We start from the raw sequence: 14,178 nt of genomic DNA, 5'->3' as shown, positions 1-14,178 counted from the left end.
CTGCGACACCCTTGCGCAGTTTCACACAGATCGGGAGGAAAGCTCGGAACCGGCCACGAGGCCGCGAAGGCCTCTCATGCGCGGATGATCAAGGGCGGGACGGCGAGCGGAGCGGGCTCCGGGCGGCCGCTGCCCGTCACTCCAGGTCCAGCGTCAGATCGTCGCCGGACATGTCGGTCAAGGCCTGCAGATCCAGAACCTCGAAGATCTCGGGGTTTATGATCCGCAGGATGGCCTTCTCGGCCAGTGCATGAACAGCGCGGCTGAGGGATTCCCGCCGCGTGCCGAGATAATGCGCCAAGTCCTTGCGCGACAAGGACAGATGCAGCGTGATCGGCTCGCCAAACAGGCGGCCGAATATATCGGTGGGCACCAGCAGACCAACTATATGCGGTCGCTCGTGATCAATGATCTGCACCATGCCCAGCTGCCGTCGATCACATAGCCGATCTCGCTGGGAATTTGGCCGTTTTCCAGAATGATGCCGCCGGTCGGAACCTCTCGCAGATCCGCCTGCGCCTGCAATTGGGCGGCCACATCCGGCGCAAGCGACGTGAAGAGCTTGCCCAAAAGACCGCTGCCCAGCCCGATAAGGCCGCTGATGTCGACGCGATCAGGGGAATCCTCGTCCATTTTATGACCTCGGGCCGTTTCCGAACAAAAAGAACCGGCCCCGACCCAAGGTCCGCTCCCATGCAGGCTCGTTCCTTGGGCCGGTCGCGGCGTTGATGATGGTCAATGCCGGGCCACCTGCACGCATCGTCAGATCACAAAGCGGCGGCCTGATTCGACCCCTTGCAAAAACAGTGGTGACGAGGATTCCTGAATCGATCGAGCCGCCTGCAATTTGGGTGCGAATGCGATTTGGAGGGCCGTCCCAAGCGCCATTCGCACCCGGCAAAAGGATTGGAGAGTGGAATGGAAGCGCCTATCAATGTGCACTCCGTCGGCAAGTTACATGAAATCAGACCGATGGGTCCGAGTGCGCGTTGCCGGACCAGCCTGATCAGTGGTCAGCGCAAGCATCGCGCGTCGGGACAACAGGTCGATCTGGGCGCCGATTGCGAGGTGATCGCCGACCAATCGCGCGATCACGGCGTCTGGCTGATCAGGACCGGGATCCTCCGGCTGCAGCGGTTTGCCTTCGACGGAAGGCGGCAGATTGTCTCCCTGTTTCTGCCGGGCGAGATCGTCGGCTATGAACATCAGCGCCGCGAAGGGATGAGCGTCGTATCCGCAACCCCATGCAATCTGTGCCGGTTCGACCGGCGGGATTTCGATACCCAGCTGGACGAGGACCCGGCCCTGCGCAAGGATTTCGATCTGCAGCAGACCGAGCAACTGGGTCGTCTGCGCTGGCTGACCTGGTCGATCGGCGCCCTCAGGCCTGAAGAAAGGCTGTGCGCGTTCTTGGCGCTGTCGACCAGATACATGCCCTATCAGCCCTTGCCCGACGGGACGGGGATCCTGTCGATGCTGCTGTCGCGGGCCGATATTGCCGACCTTCTGGCCACCACCGTGGAATCGATCAGCCGGATCACCCGTGGTCTGGACGAATCCGGGGTGATCGAGATCCGCGACCCTTCCCATTTCCGGATCATCGACCGGAGAACCCTGACCGCGCTTGGCCGCGTCGACTCGGGTTTTGACACCATGCCCTTCCGGACCTGGCACCGCCCCGAAGGCCGCACGATCTGGTCGCCGGCCTGCGCAAACTGCGTGTTCGATTCCAGCTGTTGACGGCGGTCAATGCTGGACTCAGGCCACAATTCCTATCGTCGCGCCATGGGTTGTCATCAACGAGGAGGTTCGGTGAGATGACGAAGAACGAGATGGCAAAGAAGTCGGAAGAGATCGAGGTGAAGCGCGAGCCTGCGCAGGCGGGTGCCGTTCTGCCGCTTGATTGGGAACCGCTGCGTGCCTTGCAGCAGCAGATGGCCCGGCTGATGTCCGATTTCGATTGGCCTGACTTTCGGTTCAATCCGCCCCGCAAGATGATGATGCCGGCCACGCTCTGGCCGGAGAGCGGCGTGGCGATGCCCCCCGTTGATCTGGTCGAACGCAACGGCGGCTACGAGCTTCAGGCGGAATTGCCGGGTCTGAAAGAGGACCAGATCGAAATCAAGGTCTCGGATGGCCTGATGACGATCAAGGGCGAGAAGTCGGCGGAACGGGTCGAAGACGAGGCGGACTTCCATCTGCGCGAGCGCAGCTATGGGGCCTTCCAGCGCACCTTCCGCATGCCTTCCGGCGTCGACGCCGACAAGATCCAGGCGAAATTCGAAAACGGCGTGCTGAAGGTCGATCTGCCCAAGACGGCAGCAGCGCTGCAGAAAGAGCGCAAGATCGAAGTCAAGGCCGCTTAGGGGTACGAGTGGTTCGGGTAAAGAGTGCTGACAAGGGCCGCCCAAGCTGCGGCCCTTGTGATTTTTCAGGCACTGGCGGCACAGACGCAAAGGCCCTCGGGGGGCTCTTGGCCCTTTAGGCGCCCGTTACAAGGCCCGGAAACCCCGGACAGATCCCGCTTCCCCCGCGATTGTGACGGGGATCAATGCGCCGCAGGGCCTGACCAAAGATCCTGTCCGAAATCTGCAGAAGGAGAGTGATGTGATCGCGAACAGACATGAACGGACGTCCCACGAATATCTTCCGGCGGAAGCGATTCCTCCGGCGCGTTCTTCGCATGGCTTTCCGGGGTGCCCACGATGCGATGCGGGCCCCCTGCAATCGCGAACCGTGACCAGCATGTTCTGGCGCGGCACCGAGGCGCTGATGGTCCGCAGCATACCCGCCGTCTTCTGCACCCGCTGCGGCGAGGAATTCGTGAGCGAAGCGACCGCCACCGAGCTTGAACGGATCAGGGCCGCCGGCTTCAACGGCTCGGGTCCCGAGGCCTGGGTCAGCATCCCGGTTTTCAGCTTTGGGAGGACCAGCGGCGGCGCAGGGCAATGATGCGTTCCGGGGATTGCCCGGAACTTTCGCGCGGCACCCCTTGACCTGGGGGTGCAGCGTCTTGCGTGCAACGGCAAAGACCCGACTGGCGGCGGACGGTATTGCGCGCTGCGGTCAATGCCAGCGGCATCGGGGTGCCTCTGCACGGGCAGTGGGCAAAGGGCCGTCGTTCGGGTGAGGGTATCATTGCGATCTTCCGCACTGCGACTCCGAAGATCCCCATGGCGTTTCAGACCGACGCCGCGAGGGCCGGGTGATCCTCAAGGCTGGATTGACCGTCCTGCAATAGCGGCGGGAAGTCGGCGGGGGTGATGGTTTCGTGCTTCAGCAGCAGTTCGGTCCCCGTGTCGAGTTCGGCGCGGCGGCGCATGAGCAGCACCTTTGCCTTCTCGTAAGCGCCACTGATGATTTCGCGGATCGCCAGGTCAACCTCGCGCGCGGTGGCTTCAGAGTGGTCACGCGGGCTGAAGGCGGCAGGGGCGTCGCCCAGAAAGCCACCGCGATCCGGTTCCAGCACAGCCTGACCCAGCTTGGCATACATCCCGAAACGGGTGACGATCTGGCGCGCGATGTCGGTGGCATGGACCAGATCATCCGCGGCCCCGGTCGAGATGTCGCCCACCACCAGTTCCTCCGCCGCGCGCCCCGCCATCAGCACGATCAGGCGCTGGTCAAGGTCGCGGCGGTTGATCAGGAAGCGGTCCTCGGTCGGGCGGGTCATCGTATAGCCCAAGGCCCCCACGGTGCGCGGGATGATCGAGACCTTGTGCACCCGATCCGCCCCCGGCAAGGACGCGGCCGCCAGCGCATGGCCCATCTCGTGGCAGGCGACCGCGCGGCGTTCGGCCGGGTTCAGGAGGCGCCCCTTGCGCTCCATCCCCGCGACGATGCGTTCGACGGCGGCGGTCACATCGGCGATTTCAACCGCCTCGGCGCCGCGGCGGGTCGCCTGTATGGCGGCCTCGTTCACCAGATTGGCCAGTTCCGCCCCGGAAAACCCCGGTGTCAGGGCGGCAATCTGCTCCACATCCAGATCCGCCGCCACCTTGATCTTCTTGAGATGAACTTTCAGGATCGCCGCCCGACCGATCTTGTCGGGCCGGTCCACCACGACCTGCCGGTCAAAACGGCCAGCGCGCAGCAGGGCCGGGTCAAGGATTTCGGGGCGGTTGGTCGCCGCCAGAAGCACGATCCCCTCGCGCGGGTCAAAGCCGTCAAGCTCCGCGAGCAGCTGGTTCAGCGTCTGCTCTTTCTCGTCATGCCCACCAAAGGCGCCGACGCCGCGCCGCATGCCCAGCGCGTCCAGCTCGTCGATGAAGATGATGCAGGGCGCGGCCTTGCGGGCCTGTTCGAACAGATCGCGCACGCGGGCGGCACCGACCCCCACGAACATCTCGACGAATTCCGAACCGGAGATCGAGAAGAACGGCACCTTCGCCTCGCCCGCGATGGCGCGGGCGAACAGGGTCTTGCCGGTGCCGGGCGGACCGGTCAGCAGGATGCCCTTGGGGATATGCGCCCCCAGGCGATTGAATTTCTTGGGTTCGCGCAGGAACGAGACGATTTCCTTCAGCTCGGCCTTGGCCTCGTCAACGCCGGCCACGTCATCAAAGGTGACACCGGTGTCCGTCTCGACATAGACCTTGGCCTTGGACTTGCCGACCGCCATCATCCCGCCCAGACCTTGTCGCTCGGCGATGCGGGGCAAGAGGAACATCCAGAAGGCGATGATCATCAGCATGGGCACGATCCAGCCCAGGAGCGTGCCGATCCAGGTGTTCTGCACCGTCCCGTCAAACTTGACCCCGGCGGTCTGCAGGGCATCGGACAGATCCTTCGGCACGATGTTGGTGACGAAATTGGCCGGCCCGTCACCGGAGTTCTTCAGGACACCCCTGATCTGTTCGGGATCGACCGCGACCTCGGCAACTCCGTCGTGTTTCAACAGGTCGAGGAATTGGCTGTAGGGGATCGCCCGGGTATTGGCCAAACTCTGCAACCAGATCTGAAACAGCAACAGGCCAACGAGCGCGACGGCGAAATACCAGAAGTGAAAACGGTGTTCCTTTTCCATTCTGGGCTCCTCATGCCTTTGCTCATAGGTCCCGGGCGCGTCGCACCCCGGCCGGCCATGGCGCTCTTCTGGGTGAAACTTGGGGCGCGCGCCTTGATCCGCATCATTGTCCGGGCAGAGATTGCGCCGGTCCTGACGCGGTAGCATCGCGTCAGCCGCGTTCAACCGCAGCGACGATCTTCTTCACCGCCAGGAAGACGTCCGGCGTCACCGGTGTGGAATCGATGTCCGCCGGCACCAGCACCCGGGCGAAGTCGGGGTCGTCGCTGGGGGCCCCCGACCGCAGAGACCGACCTTCCGCATGGGCGCGGCAGACCGGGGCCATGGCGATGACATTGTCGAAGCCCATGGTTTCACGCAACCTTCGGATGGCATGACATTCCAGCGCAAACCCGTCCTTGGCGGCGTCGTACTTCAGCCCGGCTTAGCGGGTCAGCGCGAGGGGGTGGACCCGGATGCCGTTTGTGGTGGCGAGGTCCATGCGGGCCATCCACCGGCATCCATCACCAGCGCGCCGCGGCGGCCGAGTTGACAAGATTGAACCTGCTTGTCGAAACCCAGCCCCGTGTCGATGGAGAACATGACTCCCAATCCCCCGGTATCCGACCGCACCATGCGCTGGACACGATCAAGAGCGCCACCTTCGCGCTGCCGAACCCTTTGAGCGCCCGATAGGCGATCGCGGTTGGGGAACAGCGAGGAGTAGCAGCGCTGGACCGCACGGCCATCGGAGCCGCACCTTGCGCCCGCCCGAAGAAGCGTACGAGCGTAGGTGGTCGGCCACGCCCAGGACCCCGAGCTTGCCTAGACACTTGTCTTGGCTTTGTTTCGGGTGGCGTCCTATCCGGGCCGAAAGAGCCAATGATCTGACCAAATGGCTCCGTTGGCGGCGCGGGCTACGCCATCGCAGGTGGTTTGCTTGCGTGGGGGCCACAAGGTCACTCTGGCGCGGCCCGGCGTCCGGAGGGGTTCATGCCGAAGCACCCCGCTTCCGTCTGACGGCGCGGAAAACGGGTCCGCAGCGGAAATGAACCGGCGATGGCCAGAAGAGCGCAGGCCGCACTGCGCAGCTATGGCGGGGCAAGGTGAGCGATCTTTGTCGCCAGCAACCCCTAGTAAGGCCGATGCGCAACCCCCAGAGCATAATGCCAATCAGGAGGGGGAAGATATCTGGCGCGAACGCCCGCATCAGAAGGAACTTGTCCGCTTTGCTCTCGGTTCAGTGCTGAACCGCCGTCGTTCGCTTCATGGCGTGATGCCGATGACCTTGCAGGCTGCCGCCGGAACGAAGCCATGATTCACGACAGTGGTGATCATGCCCTCTGCGTGACCAAAGCGGCGTCAGAAGGATCGGGGGAGCCTCCTTCTTCTGGGCGGAATCCGGTGTGGTTCCATCCGCCAGCCTCGTCGGTGGCGTGAGATCGGCAGGCAAATGGAGGGCCAAGGCGGCGGCCTGCGCGTCGAAGCCTGCGGTGTGTGCAGGACCGACCTGCATATTCTGGACGGGGATCTTCCTGCCGCAAAGCTGCCCCTGATCCCGGGGCACGAGATCGTCTGGCGGATTGACGCGCTGGGGGATGGGATTTCGCACCTGACCCTCGGCCAGCGCGTTGGCGTGCCCTGGCTTGGCGCCACCTGCGGGCATTGCGCATACTGTCTGAGCGGGGCGGAGAACCTGTGCGACACGCCGCAATTCACCGGCTTTCGCCGCGACGGCGGCTTTGCCGAATATTGCGTGGCCGATGCCCGCTATGCCTTTGCGCTGGCCGAGGCGGCCGATCCGGTGGCACTCGCGCCACTGCTCTGTGCCGGATTGATCGGCTACCGTGCGCTGCGGATGGCCGGATCGGCGCAAAAGCTTGGCATATGGGGTTTTGGCGCCGCCGCCCATATCCTGTGCCAGATTGCCGTCTGGCAGGGGCGCGAAGTCTATGCCTTCACCCGGGACGGCGACGCGGCCGCGCAGCTTTTCGCGCGCGACCTCGGTGCCTGTTGGGCCGGGGGGTCCGACAGCCCGCCACCGGCAAGCCTGGATGCATCGCTGATCTTCGCACCAGTGGGCGCGCTGGTGCCGCAGGCGCTGAAAAGCCTGCGCAAGGGCGGTACGGTGGTGACGGGCGGGATCCACATGTCCGACATCCCGGCCTTTCCCTATGCCGACCTCTGGCACGAGCGTGTGATCCGCCCCGTCGCCAACCTGACCCGCGCCGATGGCGAGGAGTTCTTCCCTTTGGCGGCGGCCGCCGAGGTCAGAACCAGGACCACGGCCTATCCGCTGCACGCCGCGAATGCCGCGCTGGATGATCTTCGCGCTGGCCGCCTGCAGGGCGCCGCGGTTCTTGCACCGTGACTTGGGCCCTTCAGGGGAGGGAATTGGTATTAACCCCTGACCTTTCTGAAGCGATCCTCCTGTCGCGGCGTTATTTGGCCATCCGCATTTCTGGAAATCAAAGCCGTTTTCAGCACGTCTCTCAATGACACACCATCTTTAATCGCCCAATTCCGTCGCGCGTATATTTTGGAGCGCCGACGGGAGCGCGCGTCAAGCAGTACAGCCGTTCCGCGTTAAAACGTATTGGCGCGGGGGTCGAAGCTCGATTCACCCAATCAATATCACGTTATTTATGATATGCTTTGATTCATGTTTTTGCGTCGGGTGGTGCAGATGGATCAATGCCTTCATGGGGCCGGGGTCAAAATCGTGCTGGACGAGCCGCTTAACGTGGCCTCAGACGAAGAATCCTATAAGGCTCATGCCTTCTTCGGTGTACCCGGCGGCGCGTCGCAAGAGTTGAGTGTGTCTGTGCGCGGCGGCAGGTTGGAAGCCCTCTTGCCCAGTCAACCGCTCAACGCCCAATTTGACGCGGCATCGACGAGTTATTCGACTTATGACCGATTGGTGGCTGCGGAAGAGGATCAACGGTCCTCAGCACTTTTGGCCCTCGCGGATGCTTTTCTCGGTCCAGCGCCGGCTGGCGCATCCAATGCGGCTGGCCTGCCGGCGATTTACACCTATTTCGGCCAATTCATCGCGCATGAGGTGAGCCATCTGAGCCGGCCCACAGAGGTCGACCCCAGCGGCCAGAACCTCGTCGCTGGGGTCATCAATCTGAATACCGCCAGCTTCGACCTTGACACGATCCTGTTTGCAGCAAGCAAATATCAGGGGGAGATCCAGAAGGCCGCGCCGCTTTGCAGCGAATTCGGACTCGCGGCCTTGGGCAATACGGCGCCGGGCACGACCGTCGACCTTTCGGACCTGCCGCGCAGCACCATCGGCGATCCCGTGGTGCCGGACGGCCGCAACGACGCCAACCTGCCATTGGCGCAACTGCATGTGGCCATCCTGAAAAAGTATCACGCGCTGTGGGAGAACAGCCCCGACCCCGAGACAGACCTCAGGCGGCTGCTCCATGCCATCACGATCCACGATTATCTGCCGCAGGTCATCGATGCCTGCGTCTACGAGGACGTCCTGCAATCCGGGCGCAGACTGGTGTTCGTCGATCCGGACCCGCAGGATTTCTTCCTGACGCCGATCGAATTTGCCGTGGGCGCCCAACGCTTTGGCCACGCAATGGTGCGGGGCGCCTATCGGTGGAGCAGGGCAGCGCCCGCCCCCGATGCGGCGCTGCAGAACCTGATGCGGCGCACCTATGTGGGAGGAGGCCTGGCCTTCGACGCGGGCCCCAGTCCGAACGACGACATCCGGCGGCTGGACTCAAACTGGACCATGGAACCCTGCGACATGCTGCCCTGCCCCGGCGTACAGGAGCCGAACCTTGCCAACCTCATCGGCCCGGCGCTGGCCCGACCGTTGCAGCAGCTGTCCGGGCTCCATGTTCAGGATGCCGATCCGCTTTCCACGGTGAACCTCGCCGAAAAGACATTGCTGCGCGGGCAAGAGGTCAAGCTGCCCTGCGCGCAAAGCCTCTGGGCCGCGATCGAACCGGTTTGCGGCCGATTCCTGACCCAGGCCGAAATCGCCGGTCCGGCCGGCAGCCCCTTTCATGACGCCCTGACCATGGCCAATGCCGAGGGTCCACCGCTCGTCGAGCGGACGCCGCTGTGGTTCTACGTCCTGCGCGAGGCAGAGGTTCTGCAGGCCGGGCGAAAATTGGGGCCACTGGGCGGGCGCATCGTGATGGAGACGATCCATGCCGCCATCGAAGCGGCGGGCAGCGATCCCCTCGGGCTGGCCCCCGCGACGCTGGCCGATTTATTCACCTGACTATCATAGGCAAGGAGGCCTCTGTCATGAGCACGATCATCGTCTACAAGCGCACTGGGCTCGCCAACTTTGCTCTGGATCCCTTCGAACGGCAGAACGGCATGTTGGACGCCGGCAGCAAGCTGCGAACCAAACTGGCGTCCTTCGGCGGCAGTGCCAATGACGACGAGGCCGAGGACCGGGTGCGCGACGTGCTCGATCGGCTGATCAGCGACATGATCCCGAAAACCGCCCTGCACCAGTACGAGGTCAGGCTTGAGGAAAGCCGGGGCACTGCGCCGATCTACAAGATCGCCGGCGGAATCGACAATCGGCAGCGCTACATCCTGACACACAAGACCAATCTGGCAACTGACCCGAACAACTCACCGATCCCCGACAACCAGCTTACCGCTGCGCAGCGGGCCTTGAACGGAAGGCTGAAGTTGGACATCGGGCTGGACAACCTCGCGAACGCCAACAACGTCTACAAGATGCGCGTGACGGTGCCGCGGGCTGCGGCAAACAGCACAAGCTGGGGATATCTGTCGACCGATATATTCCAGGACGCAAAAGCCGTCGAGGCTGGCCCGATCGGCCCTGGAACCGTGGCCGAGAACATCGAAGACTACCTGATCTCGACTTTCACGTTCAGCCGCTGCCGCTGATCTTAAGCTCTGACGGGGCTGGCATGGCGAGGCGGAGGGCGCGGGAAAGTGCGGCGCGGTCTTCCTCGCGGCGGATCGGGTAGGCCGTGGTGAACCAGGCATGCACGCTTTCCGCGTCGGGTGGCCGCGCTCCGGCCCAGACGGGCGCGATTTCGGTCATCAGTCGGGCGAAGGCGTCTTGCGCCTCGGCGATCTTGCCTTGCCGGGCCAGGGCGGCGGCGAGCCAGCCCTGATTGTCCACGATCTGGTCGCCCGATCGGCGCGCGGCTTCGACGGCGGCCGCATCATCGCCGCCCATGAACCGCACCGACGCGGCGTAGCACCACTGATAGGACCGCAGCATCGGCGCCAGCGCGATCGCCCGGTCAAGCACCTGACCGGCGCGCAGATGATCGCCGAGAAACGCATAGCCCATCGCCGCCGAAATGGTGGTGGTCGGGCTAAAGGGGTTGAGCGACAGCGCCAGGTCAAGATGGACGGCCGCCTGGTCAAACCCGCCGGTCAGGGCCGCCGACCACGCCATGGCGAGGTGATTGCGGGCATCCATCGGGTCAAGCTCGACCGCGCGCGAGGCGCTGATCCGGGCGGCCCTGGCGGCCTCGGGCTCGGGCGGGCTGCCCGGAAAGACGATGTGGCGCACATTGTGGATGCTGGCAACGCTGGCATGGGCCGGGGCGAATTCCGGGCTGCGCGAGATGATCCGCGAGAAAAGATCCTTGGCCTCCCGGTCGGCCTCAGCGGTCCAGCGCAGCAGAAGCGACTCGCCGCGCAGCCAGTCGTCGTAGTCCGCCAGATCGGTCGGCGCGACACTGATGCGCTGCGCAAGCCGGTCGGCCGAGAGATAGACTTCAAATGCCGCCGCGATCTTGCCGACGATCTGGCCTTGCACCCCGCGCCATTCGGCGGCGGAAATGCTGTAAAGCGCGCTCCACGCCACGCGGCGGGACTTCGGCTCCACGAGGCGCAGGCTCAGGCTTACGCCGGTCTCTGACATGTCGCAGCGCGCGGTCAGAACGTAATCGGCGGCGCCGAAATCTTCATTGGCCAGGTCCAGAACGGCCCAGGTCCGGAAGCGCGAGAGGTTGTCCAGAAGGTCAGAGCGGAATTTCTCGGCGACGGGTTGCGCCCGCGGGTCCTCGGCACTGAAGCTGCCAACCGCAATCTGCGGCAGGCGCAGCGCAGCACCTTCCAGACGCGCGTCGACATCGCGCTGGTTCAACCCGTGAAGCGAGGCCGCAAAGACGCTGATCTCCCGGCCGGGCGCCAGCTGATAGACATCGCGCAGGTGGCCGGACAGGCGGTCAAACTCCCGCAGTGCTGCCTCACTTCGGCCGGTGGCCGCGAAGTGCCGCATCAAGGCGTGCGAGGCCGGTTCATGCCCGGGCTCGAACTCCAGCAGAGCCTCGGCGGCGGCGCGGAGTGCGGGTTGCGCATCGTTGTGCCGTTCAAGGCAAAGCTCCAGGCCAGCGATCAGCCGATCACGCCAGATCCCGCGCTGGACTCGCAGCCAGGTCGAAAACAGCGGGCTGATGGCGTCCAGGCCGGACAGCAGCCCTTCAATCACCCTTTCGGGCCGGCGCAGACCCGGCTCCACGGTGCCGGAAATGAGCGACCTGTGCACAAGATGCAGATCAACATCCACGGCGCTGGTATCAAGCCGCAGCATCGGGCCTTCGGCCAGGATCAGGTCGGGCACCGCGAAGGCCGCACAGGCATTCGACAGCCGCCGGGTCTGCGCCAGAGCCTGTCGCGCTTTCTTGGGCTCCTTGGCTGGCCACAGCATCACGGCGAGCCGGCTCGCCTCCAGCCCCTCCTCCGGGTCAAGGGCCAGCGCGCCGATCAGCGCCATGGCGGCCCTCGATCGCAGGGGAAGCGTCGCGCCGGCTTTGGTCTTCAGGCGCATGCCGCCGAGAATTTCCAGGTTCAACGGCGCTTTCGCCTGCCGCCGGCCCGGTCCTTCAACCAGACGATAGGCCCCTAGATCATCCCCGATGTTCTTCAACAAGGGATGGCCGATCGCATCGAGGTGATAGCCCGAGGAGGGTGCGATCATGGCGATCACGGGTTGCGAGACGATGATGCCGCCCGGATCGGCTAGGGCTTGCAGCCGCGCCGCGATGTTGACGGCATGGCCGTAGACGTCATTGCCCTCCAGCCGCACCTCGCCGAGATGAACGCTGATGCGGAACTGCGAAGGTGCATCGTCCTCCAGCCGGCGGGTCTGGCGGTGCAGAAGCCGTGCGCAATTCACGGCATGGCCGGCGCTGGCAAAGAGCGCGATCCAGCCATCGCCCGTCGTCTTGACCAGGGTTCCCCCGAACCGCATACTTGCCCGGCGCGCCCGCTCAAAGCTGCGCTCCATGAAGGCGATCGTCGCCACTTCATTTCTCGTCATGTGCCAGCTGTAGGCTTCGAGATCGGCAAACATGATGGCAAGAAGCTGAGGTTTGTTCAGCATGCAGCTACCCAGATGTGATCCGGCTTCACCGATGGTACTGGAAATGGCGGAAAACCGCGAGGAAATGCATCCGCCGGACTGGCGGCTCGGGCATCTGGAGTCCTTCTTCGACATCCTGGCGATGCCGAGCGGTCCCCTCGTCCAGCTTTGCGCGGTCGTCCCCAATGCGCGCGCCTTGCAGAAATGGCCCAGTTTCCCCGCCGCCGCCTTGCCAGCTTCGGGTCGCGTGGCCACTGGCTGCGGTCTCACCCGGGCGGCCAGCCGGCGCAGCGGGATGGGAGAAGCCGTTGAATTGATGAAAAGCTGCGTTTGGGGCGACGAGCCGCTCATCTCGGCCAGCGCAAATGCCCTTGGCCCCCGCGCCCTTCGCCCGGACCGCCTCAACGGTTTTTCGGACCGCCAGATGCGGCTCCGCGCGCAGACAAATCAGACGCTGGCCGGGCATGACTGGGTGCCTGCGCCCTTTGATGCGGAGACGCCTGTGAAGTGGATCGAGGCTGAAGAGGCCAGGACCGGCCTGCGCGTCTATGTTCCAGCCGATGCCGTTCTGATCGGATTGCGCCAGCCGGGCGATGCCGGTGCCGTTGCGGTGGCCGACAGCAACGGCTGCGCCTGCGGCCCGACACCCGAAGCGGCCAAGCTTGCCGGACTCTTGGAGGTTATCGAACGGGACGCCGCCGCCCGCTGGTGGTACGGCAAGCGCAAACGCCCCCCTCTGGCCCTTTCCATCCTCGAGCCGCATCCCGATCTCTGCGCCTATCTGACCGGGCGGCCGCGCATTTTCAGGCTTTTCGACATCACCACCGATCTGGCCGTACCGGTGGTGGCCGCCGCCTCTTTCGAGCCTGATGGCACGGTCATCGCCCTTGGCTTTGCGGCAAAGGTCGATCTGGCCACGGCAGCCCTGGCCGCAACGGTTGAAATGCTCGCGATCGAAACCTCGCTCCCCCCCTGGCGCGACCTGTCGGGGGATCTCAAGGCGCAAACCTGGGTGCAAGAGGCCAACGCCCGCAACCCGCCCCTGTGCGAGGGGTCCCAGCCGCCAGAGCCCGCGCCGATGCACCCGGACCAGGCGCCTTGGCGCCTCGACACCTGCATTGACGCGCTTCTGACCCACAACTGCCAGGTCCTGTTCATCGATCTCTCCCGCGGAGACCCTCACGCCCCGGTCTTCAAGGTGATTTCTCCGGAACTTTGTCCTTTGAAACCGAGGTTTGGTAAGCCCAGATTGCGGGATCCGGACAATCGCGACCTCGAATCGCTCAGTAACCCGTTCAACGAGGCCGATGCCGGGCCAGTCCTTCTGTAGGTTCACTCAGGTTGAGCCTGCCTCCCTGCCCCATCACTATGCGTCTGCCGCGCTAATCTGGCGGAACTGCATCGTTGGACAGATGGCCGATCTTTTATCCGCCTCGGCCGACGCAGATATCCGCACGGCAGCTTGGGAGATCATCCGCGACCGGACATTTGCACCGAGGGCGCACTGACGGCGATGATTGGCTTGGCCCAAAACGACAAAAGCCCGCTTGGGAGCGGGCTGTGTGTTGGCATTGTGGATCGTTTGGTATTTTTGGTTGCGGGGGCAGGATTTGAACCTGCGGCCTTCAGGTTATGAGCCTGACGAGCTACCGGGCTGCTCCACCCCGCGCCGGTTAGGGTTTGTCGTCGTATAGAGATATCGCTTCTTTCTAGGATTGGCGGTGACCTACTCTCCCACGTCTTAAGACGGAGTACCATTGGCGCAACGGCACTTAACGGCCGAGTTCGGGATGGGATCGGGTGTTTTGCTCGTGCTATGACCACCAATCCGAGGAAG

The 14,178-nt window shown here is 64.1% G+C and carries 12 protein-coding genes, 1 tRNA gene and 1 rRNA gene; 7 read left to right on the top strand and 7 right to left on the bottom strand.

Features of this window, described 5'->3' with window-relative positions; translation table 11 throughout:
- Window positions 1-136: 136 nt before the first annotated feature.
- Both AC1DVR_RS09720 and AC1DVR_RS09715 read right to left on the bottom strand, forming a co-directional pair.
- Complete coding sequence (locus AC1DVR_RS09720; RefSeq protein ID WP_478000361.1) at window positions 137-373, bottom strand: helix-turn-helix domain-containing protein; 237 nt, start codon at window positions 371-373, stop codon at window positions 137-139.
- Window positions 374-384: 11 nt separating this feature from the next.
- Window positions 385-633, bottom strand: a complete 249-nt coding sequence (locus AC1DVR_RS09715; RefSeq protein WP_478000360.1) for a hypothetical protein — start codon at window positions 631-633, stop codon at window positions 385-387.
- 231 nt (window positions 634-864) lie between these two features.
- Here AC1DVR_RS09715 and AC1DVR_RS09710 point away from each other — a divergent pair, with 231 nt between their 5' ends.
- The 3 genes from AC1DVR_RS09710 (at window position 865) to AC1DVR_RS09700 (ending at window position 2,952) form a co-directional block, all read left to right on the top strand.
- Window positions 865-1,740, top strand: coding sequence for a Crp/Fnr family transcriptional regulator (locus AC1DVR_RS09710; RefSeq protein WP_478000359.1), 876 nt, complete (start codon window positions 865-867; stop codon window positions 1,738-1,740).
- A 77-nt stretch (window positions 1,741-1,817) separates the two neighbouring features.
- The gene (locus AC1DVR_RS09705) at window positions 1,818-2,366 is read left to right on the top strand and encodes an Hsp20/alpha crystallin family protein (RefSeq protein WP_478000358.1); all 549 of its coding nucleotides are present in this window, start codon (window positions 1,818-1,820) and stop codon (window positions 2,364-2,366) included.
- 172 nt (window positions 2,367-2,538) lie between these two features.
- Entirely contained in the window at window positions 2,539-2,952 is a 414-nt protein-coding gene (locus tag AC1DVR_RS09700; protein WP_478000357.1) for a type II toxin-antitoxin system MqsA family antitoxin, read from the top strand.
- Window positions 2,953-3,181: 229 nt separating this feature from the next.
- Here the strand turns inward: AC1DVR_RS09700 and ftsH are convergent, their stop codons facing one another.
- Window positions 3,182-5,026 carry an ATP-dependent zinc metalloprotease FtsH gene (gene ftsH / locus AC1DVR_RS09695; RefSeq protein WP_478000356.1) on the bottom strand — a complete coding sequence of 615 codons (1,845 nt, stop codon included), beginning with the start codon at window positions 5,024-5,026 and terminating at the stop codon, window positions 3,182-3,184.
- A 151-nt stretch (window positions 5,027-5,177) separates the two neighbouring features.
- Window positions 5,178-5,375: a hypothetical protein gene (locus tag AC1DVR_RS09690; RefSeq protein WP_478000355.1), complete on the bottom strand. Its 198-nt coding sequence runs from the start codon at window positions 5,373-5,375 to the stop codon at window positions 5,178-5,180.
- Between the two features lie 1,083 nt (window positions 5,376-6,458).
- On the opposite strand from AC1DVR_RS09690, the gene AC1DVR_RS09685 reads away from it, so the two are divergent.
- The 3 genes from AC1DVR_RS09685 (at window position 6,459) to AC1DVR_RS09675 (ending at window position 9,904) form a co-directional block, all read left to right on the top strand.
- Window positions 6,459-7,376, top strand: a complete 918-nt coding sequence (locus AC1DVR_RS09685; RefSeq protein ID WP_478000354.1) for a zinc-dependent alcohol dehydrogenase family protein — start codon at window positions 6,459-6,461, stop codon at window positions 7,374-7,376.
- A gap of 291 nt (window positions 7,377-7,667) precedes the next feature.
- On the top strand, window positions 7,668-9,257 hold the full coding sequence (locus AC1DVR_RS09680; protein WP_478000353.1) for a peroxidase family protein: 1,590 nt from the start codon (window positions 7,668-7,670) through the stop codon (window positions 9,255-9,257).
- Window positions 9,258-9,283: 26 nt separating this feature from the next.
- The gene (locus tag AC1DVR_RS09675; protein WP_478000352.1) at window positions 9,284-9,904 is read left to right on the top strand and encodes a hypothetical protein; all 621 of its coding nucleotides are present in this window, start codon (window positions 9,284-9,286) and stop codon (window positions 9,902-9,904) included.
- Here AC1DVR_RS09675 and AC1DVR_RS09670 read toward each other — a convergent pair.
- Complete coding sequence (locus AC1DVR_RS09670; RefSeq protein ID WP_478000351.1) at window positions 9,888-12,362, bottom strand: adenylate/guanylate cyclase domain-containing protein; 2,475 nt, start codon at window positions 12,360-12,362, stop codon at window positions 9,888-9,890. The genes AC1DVR_RS09675 and AC1DVR_RS09670 overlap by 17 nt on opposite strands.
- Before the next feature lie 31 nt (window positions 12,363-12,393).
- Here AC1DVR_RS09670 and AC1DVR_RS09665 point away from each other — a divergent pair, with 31 nt between their 5' ends.
- Window positions 12,394-13,671, top strand: a complete 1,278-nt coding sequence (locus AC1DVR_RS09665; protein WP_478000350.1) for a YcaO-like family protein — start codon at window positions 12,394-12,396, stop codon at window positions 13,669-13,671.
- 262 nt (window positions 13,672-13,933) lie between these two features.
- Here the strand turns inward: AC1DVR_RS09665 and AC1DVR_RS09660 are convergent.
- Window positions 13,934-14,010, bottom strand: a tRNA-Met gene (locus tag AC1DVR_RS09660).
- Between the two features lie 44 nt (window positions 14,011-14,054).
- Window positions 14,055-14,169 (bottom strand): 5S ribosomal RNA (gene rrf, locus AC1DVR_RS09655).
- Between the last annotated feature and the right edge of the window lie 9 nt (window positions 14,170-14,178).

This window comes from Rhodobacter sp. P2_H5 (assembly GCF_056403335.1).
Note: the sequence above shows the minus strand (reverse complement) of the source record. Positions and strands in the feature narration are given on the sequence as shown.